At 33.1% G+C, this 7,499-nt stretch carries 6 protein-coding genes and 1 pseudogene; all 7 read right to left on the reverse strand.

What is annotated here, in order from left to right; genetic code table 11:
• Positions 1-198 (reverse strand): hypothetical protein (locus FPG59_RS12000; protein ID WP_086454835.1); only part of this gene is annotated, 198 nt, incomplete at its 3' end.
• Positions 199-438: 240 nt separating this feature from the next.
• A pseudogene (locus FPG59_RS12005) lies at positions 439-1,140 on the reverse strand (hypothetical protein).
• Positions 1,141-1,192: 52 nt separating this feature from the next.
• The gene (locus tag FPG59_RS12010) at positions 1,193-2,329 is read right to left on the reverse strand and encodes an aspartyl protease family protein (RefSeq protein WP_086454836.1); all 1,137 of its coding nucleotides are present in this window, start codon (positions 2,327-2,329) and stop codon (positions 1,193-1,195) included.
• A gap of 2 nt (positions 2,330-2,331) precedes the next feature.
• Positions 2,332-2,979: a hypothetical protein gene (locus FPG59_RS12015; protein WP_086454837.1), complete on the reverse strand. Its 648-nt coding sequence runs from the start codon at positions 2,977-2,979 to the stop codon at positions 2,332-2,334.
• Positions 2,980-3,089: 110 nt separating this feature from the next.
• Positions 3,090-4,925: an ABC transporter ATP-binding protein gene (locus FPG59_RS12020; RefSeq protein ID WP_086454838.1), complete on the reverse strand. Its 1,836-nt coding sequence runs from the start codon at positions 4,923-4,925 to the stop codon at positions 3,090-3,092.
• Complete coding sequence (locus FPG59_RS12025; RefSeq protein WP_086454839.1) at positions 4,925-6,652, reverse strand: phospho-sugar mutase; 1,728 nt, start codon at positions 6,650-6,652, stop codon at positions 4,925-4,927. Before FPG59_RS12025 ends, FPG59_RS12020 begins: the two co-directional genes overlap by 1 nt.
• Before the next feature lie 96 nt (positions 6,653-6,748).
• Positions 6,749-7,261 carry an ORF6N domain-containing protein gene (locus tag FPG59_RS12030; protein ID WP_086454840.1) on the reverse strand — a complete coding sequence of 171 codons (513 nt, stop codon included), beginning with the start codon at positions 7,259-7,261 and terminating at the stop codon, positions 6,749-6,751.
• Positions 7,262-7,499: the final 238 nt, after the last annotated feature.

Raw genomic sequence — 7,499 nt, forward strand, 5'->3', positions numbered from 1 at the left:
GTGATCTAAAGCTGCTTTTCTAAAAAAATATCCCACTAAAATAGGTAAGAAAGTGAAAAATCCGAGTCCATTTGTCACGGTACTCCAAACTGCAATACCAATAAAAATTCCAATATAAAGGCACGCAAATGTGAAAGCTGATTTTCTTTTTTTGTATTCTATAATTAGTTCCTCGTTAGTCAAGTTCTTTAGAATCATTTATATTTATTTAGGTTTAGAATTTGTTACAGTTTGGATACGAAAATACAGCAATTTAATAAATAAATTATACTTATTTTAAGTAAATTATAGTTGTGGTTTGATTGTTTTTTATGATTGATTTAACAATATCTTAAATGATTATACATGAAATAAAGTGATTATGAAAGTTTACCTTTAAATTTTAAGGAATCTAAATTAAGTAAAATAGATAAAATTTTTAATTTTTTCATGTTGTGATTAAATCAAGATATCACTTTCTAAATCTGATTTTTCTATTTCAATATCAAAACCAAGTTGTTTAACTAGTTGAATAACTAGGTTTTTGTACCAATTCTCAGATTTTGGGTGAATGTATATTTTTTCAATCAAAGTAGTCACCTCGACATTTATTTTAAGCCCTTCGTTTAATTTGATTTCACTTTCGCCAATATCAGTTATGATGCGTACTTCGCGCTCATACTGAAAACTTTTTCTTTTGAACAAAAACGGGAAAAACAAATCATCAAACGGAATGTGTTCTTTTTTATAATCGATATAGTTGACCTCGCCAATAAATTGTTTGCTGTCGTTTTCTAAATGCAGTGCCTTTTGCAAACGGCCCAAAGTAGATTGTATGGCAAGTCCTTCGGTATTTTGTGTAAAAATTTGCCACATTGCAAACGATTCGTATTCATTAATGTGCCAACTGCTAATAGCTACTTTTTCGCGATGCTTTTTGTAGTAATTTAAAAAATCAGGATTGTCTTGAGATAATTTTTTGATTTCTTCAAAAGTGGGCTCACTAAAAGTACCTTCGTATTGATCTTCAAACTTATCAGAGCGCGACATGAATAGCTATTGCGAAAGCAATAAATCTAGAAATTTAGATAAGTCTAGGTATTTCCAAACTACTGTGTTTGGGTCATCTGGAAGTTTAATCGATGCGTTGTTAACATACATAGCTTTAATTTATAGGAAATGCTTTTATGTAAAGTTCATCAATTTTTTTTACTTACGATTTAAGAATTTGTTTTTTTAGCGTTATTTTTTTGCCATTTGCCAGTATTAGTTCCATTGTGTCATTTGTATTAGCTTCTATACGCCAAGAAATAAAATCGCATTCATTTTTAAAGTCGGCTGCTTTGCGTCCGTTAACTGATAGAATTTCTTCTCCAATTGTTAAGTCTTTTGCTGTGCTTTCTGCTAGATTGCTTTTTCCGGTGATTACCAATTTGCCATTTTTCAGAAACACATCAGCATCAAAACTCAATTGCAAGGAAATAGGTTTTTTAGACAATTGCAAATGATAGGTTGACGTATTGTTATTCATTACTGTAACAGAAGTCAATTGGGAGAAAAATTTAATTCCTATCTTTTTTTCAATATCGGGTCTACTATCTGTTTTTACATTGTCAAAGCGTTTATTTCCAAGTACTAAGTTGTCAAAGGAAAGCGTTTCAAAAGTATTTATTTTCATCTCAGAAAGGCTCATGCTTATTCTTGAACTACTAATAATATCATTTTTAAGGTCTTTTTTCAGCTTTTTAAGTACAGGTTCATTAGTTGGAACTTCAAGAAAATCGTTGTAACCAGTATCGATCAAACAATTTTTTAATGTAGTACCTTGAATCGTAATGGCAGTAAAATGCCTGTTGCTTTTATAAACAATTGGTACTCCTAGCATTTCGATAGAGGGTTCAAACACAGCGTCAGAAACGTATAACAGTTTTTTGTCAAAATCAATTTTCCAATTTAGTTTATTAATGGCATTGGCGCCAAGCAAATAGGTTTCTGTGCAAGATAGAAAAGGCATGTCATGTACGATGCTTTTTACGTTATGTATATTAAATGTACCAATAGTAACCGTTTCTATAACTGCTGATTGCATGCTGTTTTGATTTTCGTTACTATCAGTGATATTTTTTATTCCAGAAATCTTAATATTAGCCGCGCTCGCTTTGCTTGTTGGAACCACACCCAATGCAGCACCAGTGTCTAACATAAAGTCGGTTGGTACTCCGTTTAGTTTTCCTTTAAAAATCAGTAAACTTGATTTTAAGCTAAACGGAATCGAATCTATTTTTGTGTTTTGAGCGTAATTGACAACTGAAAAACTCAAGAATAATATTGCTGCAAAAATTCTTTTCATAACTAAATATTTTTTGGATTTGATTTTAGTTTTTTAATCGATCGTGAAATAAAAATACCGCCTAAAATGCCAGGTAAACTCCAAGCAACCACATCTGGTAAAAAAGTATTGTTGACTACAATAAAAGCCGTAAACGCAGCAATATAGGCACCTGTCATGCGGCCAATATGATTTTTTAAACTGTATAAAGAATCGGTAACTTTGCCTATGTAGGCTTTATACTCTATGTAGCACAATCGTAAACTAGCAGTTCCAAATAGTAGAAATACGATACCAAAAACTTGTTTGGCTAATACATAACGAATGCCAATGTAATAAAAAATCGCTGAACAAATCAACATGGCAATCGTTAACAATGCATCGCCAAGTTGCGGTTTCTGACCCAAATGGGCTTTTTTTAATTGTATCATTCTGTACCCCGAAACCGCCAAGTAAATTGTAAAAACACCCACGATAAAAAGAAATAAATTAGGATGTACGTACGATAAGTAAAAAGCACACAATCCGGTGCTGACCATTGCTACGGTAAAAATCAAACCAATTCTTTTATGAATTCGGTCCCCTTTTTTACGAATTAAAACAACGGTACCCAATAGTAAACCGGTAAAACCAGAAAGAATGTGCAGCACTAAGATAATTTTGAATAGCATAACAGATTGTTTTAAATGAAAAAGGTTACGTAAATATATTGCTATCTTACGTAACCTTTAAAAAATATATACTGAAATGTCTTACCTCAATGCTGAGTTGTCGATTTTAACTACTCAAGCGATTGCAAACTCACTAGTTTATTGTAAACACCTTGCAGCGCAATCAATTCTTCGTGGTTTCCTTGCTCTACAATTTTTCCTTTTTGCATCACGACAATGACATCTGCTTTTTGAATTGTGGATAATCTATGAGCAATAACAATTGAAGTTCTGTTTTGCATCATGTTCTCAAGTGCAACTTGAACAAATTTTTCGCTTTCGGTATCCAATGCTGAGGTTGCTTCATCCAAAATCATAATCGGTGGATTTTTCAAAACTGCACGAGCGATAGACAAACGTTGTTTTTGTCCTCCAGATAATTTATTTCCACTGTCGCCAATGTTCGAGTGAATTCCTTTTGGTAGATCTTGTACAAACTCAAAGGCGTTCGCAATTTTCAAAGCTTCAATAATTTCCTCATCGGTAGCATTTGGTTTTCCCAATGCTATATTGGCTTTGATGGTATCATTAAATAAAATACTGTCTTGTGTTACCAATCCCATTAAACCACGTAACGATTGCAAATCAAGATCCTTAATGTCTGTTCCGTCAATTGAAATCGTACCTTCATTTACATCATAAAAACGAGTTAGTAAATTAGCAATGGTACTTTTTCCGCTACCAGATTGTCCAACAAGCGCCACCGTTTGTCCTTTTTTTACTTGCAACGAAAAGTTTTTTAGCACTTTTTCGTCTTCGTATTTAAAGTTGATGTTTGAAATAGTGATATCCGATTCAAATGCATCTTTTTGAACAGCATTTTCTTTAGATGTGATTTCGTTTTCCACATCTAAAACCTCAAAAACACGTTCAGCAGCAGCCAAACCGTTTTTCACAGAATAAGATGCTTTTGAAATGGCTTTGGCTGGAGTTAAAATATTGAATGCCATTGTTAAATACACAATAAACGAAGCGCCATCAATTGTTTTATCATTTAAAACTAAAATTCCTCCGTAAAAAAGCAAAATTGCAATCGTAGTTACTCCCAGAAATTCGCTTAATGGTGTGGCTAAGTTATTTCGGCTTCCGATACTGTTGTTTAAATTTAACAAACGAGTGACAGATTCATTAAAGCGACCTTTAAAAGAAGGTTCGGCATTATAGCTTTTTATAACTTTTAAACCACCTAAAGTTTCTTCAACTACAGAAATTAAAGAGCCACTTTCTTTTTGTGCTTCTCTGGATTGGCTTCTTAAATTTTTAGCTAATTTAGAAATGATGTAACCCGAAATAGGCATGAAAATCAGTACGAATAATGTTAATTTGGCACTTATGGCAAACATCGTTCCCAATGCAAAAATAATAGTTAAAGGTTCTTTTACTACCAATTCTAAAATGGAGAAAAATGAGTTTTGAACCTCGTTGACATCGCCTAGCATGCGCGCCATCATATCACCTTTTCTTTTTTCAGAATAGTAGGAGATAGGCAATTCAATAATTTTGGCATACATAGATCTTCTCAAATCCTTCAATACACCGTTTTTTAAGTGCATGATGTGATAGGAAGCCAAATAGTTGAATAAGTTTTTAATGAAAAACGTAGTGATGACCATGGCTACCACAAGCAATAAAACAACCTCAGTGCTTTCATTTTCTTGTAAAGATGAAACTTTAAAGTTTATATATTCTATTACATATTCCTTAAGATAAGCTAGTCCTTTGTATACAGGTTGAGTAAATTCTTCTTCATCTTCTGTTTTCCTAAAAAGCACCTGCAAAACTGGAAATAAGGTCAATAAAGATATTGTACTAAACAAAGCATACAAAATATTATAAATCACATTCCAAATAATATGTGATTGATAGGGTTTTGTAAAAGGTATTAATTTTTTTATGTTTGGATCCATTAGTTTAATTGCATTGCAGTAATAATGTTGGCGATTTTTTGGTCCAGAATTGCTTCTACTTCTTCAAAATCTTCAACAGCATTTAGTGTAGTATTTACACTGATATAAAATTTAATTTTTGGTTCGGTACCACTTGGTCGAGCACATATTTTAGAACCGTCTTCGGTATAGTAAATCAATACATTAGATTTTGGAATCGTCATGGTTGATTCAGTACCATCCAATAAGTTTTTAGCAATACTTGATTGGTAATCTTCTACCATGATCACTCTTTCGCCGTTGATTTCTTTCAAAGGATTTTCACGTAAGTCAATCATCATTTGTGTGATTTCCTGCAAACCTTCCATTCCTTTTTTAGTGATTGATACCAAGTGTTCTTTGTAAAAACCGTTGTCTACATACAATTTAACTAGTTCTTGGTATACAGTACTTCCATTGGCTTTGGCTTGAGCCGCCATTTCGCAAACCAAAAGTGTTGCTGCAACAGCATCTTTATCGCGTACAGCATCTCCCACCATATATCCAAAACTCTCTTCGCCACCACCTATGAACTCTAGTTCTGGGAAATCTTTGATCATTTTGGCAATCCATTTAAAACCGGTCAAACCTACTTTGCATTCTACGCCATAATTGGTGCCAAGTTCCATCATCATAGGAGTCGATACAATCGTAGAACCAATAAATTGTTTTCCGTTAATTTTTCCAGCTTTTTTCCATTGCTCTAGCAAGAATGCGGTCATCAAAACCATAGTTTGATTTCCGTTCAACAATACCATTTTACCCTCGTTATTTCGCACAGCAACTCCTAATCTGTCACAATCTGGATCAGTACCCACAACAATATCTGCTTGGGTTTTATCTGCCAATTCAAGTGCCATCGTCAATGCTTCTGGCTCTTCAGGATTTGGCGATTTTACTGTTGGGAAATCTCCATTTGGCACGCGTTGTTCCTCAACAATATGTACATTATTATAACCAGCTTGAGCTAAAGTTTCAGGGATGATAGTTATTGAGGTACCATGTAATGAGGTAAACACAATATTTAAATCGTCTTTTGCTGTTTGCAAAGTGTTAAAACTTGCATTTGCAATAGATGAGGCTATAAATGCGGCATCAATAGCGGTGTCAACATAATGAATTAAATCTTCATTTGCTGTAAACTGAATTTGATCGTAGGTCAATTTTTCAATAACATCAATAATACCTTTGTCTTGTGGCGGAACAATTTGACCACCATCTTGCCAGTATACTTTGTATCCGTTGTATTCAGGTGGGTTGTGAGATGCCGTAAGTACAATTCCGCATTGGCATCCCAAATGTTTTACTGCAAAAGACAATTCTGGTGTAGGTCTCAATTCCGAAAATAAATATACTTCAATCCCGTTTGCCGAAAAAACATCAGCAACCACCTTTGCAAGCGTATCACTGTTTTTTCTACAATCGTAAGCAATAACTGCTTTTAATGGTTGGTTCGGAAAAGTAGTGTGCAAGTAATTTGACAATCCTTGTGTGCTTTTTCCAAGTGTATATTTATTAATACGGTTGTTTCCTACGCCCATTACACCGCGCATTCCTCCAGTTCCAAATTCTAAGTTTTTGTAAAAACTTTCCTCTAAATATTTTGGAGAATTAGATATCATCTCTTTTACAGCCACTTGTGTAGCGTTATCAAATGTTGGTGTAAGCCACTCATTTACCGCATCTAGAATGTTTTGTTTGATTTCCATTTGATGTATTTTTTAATTTTTTAGGAGCTATTTCCTGCTATTTGTTACAATCTTTTATTCGCCGCGGCGCTAAAAGGATTTCCACTGCTATCAGGGCTAGGGTTCGTCCCGTTGTATGTCGTTTTTATAACCAATTTTATTTCTTTCAATTTCATTGATAATATTTATATCTTTATCAACTAAATAATTTAAAGCTTTATAAATATCTGGAAATTGGCTTTCTATTGCCACAATTCTTTCTTTTAGTTCACTGTAGGTCAAATTAAATTGTCTGAGCGTAACAAAAGCTCTTATTATTGAGATGTTTATTGCTATCGCTTTTTCACTACTTAAAACACTTGAAAGCATCGCTATTCCTTGTTCTGTAAAGGCAAAAGGCATGTACCTAACACCTCCTCTTTTTGAGGTAACAATTTGTGACCTCAAACTATTAAACTCTATTTCTGATAGTTCAAACATAAAATCTTCAGGAAATCGAGTAATGTTTCTTCTAATTGCTTGTTTTAATGCTTTATTTTCTACGTTATACAACAAGGCTAAATCAAAATCAAGCATTACTCTTTGACCTCTAATCTCAAATATTTTGTTTTGTATGATCTCTATTTCCATTTATTTGTAAATGTTAAGTGAAAAAATATACTTAAAATCTGATTTTAAAATGTTATCTCAAAATGAAAGGGTGCTGCTTTGAAGTATTTTTTAAAGGATGAGGATTAAGTTTTACAGTGCTTGCATTAGACTATATTAACTAAGTCAAATTAAATTTTTTTTGCTGACCAAATTTTTTTTACCGAATGGCTTCCACTTTTTATACAATTAAAATTTACCTTTAGTATCACTACACTAT

Origin of the sequence: Flavobacterium sp. FPG59 (genome assembly GCF_002150205.1) — a bacterium.
In the GTDB taxonomy this organism is placed as follows: domain Bacteria; phylum Bacteroidota; class Bacteroidia; order Flavobacteriales; family Flavobacteriaceae; genus Flavobacterium.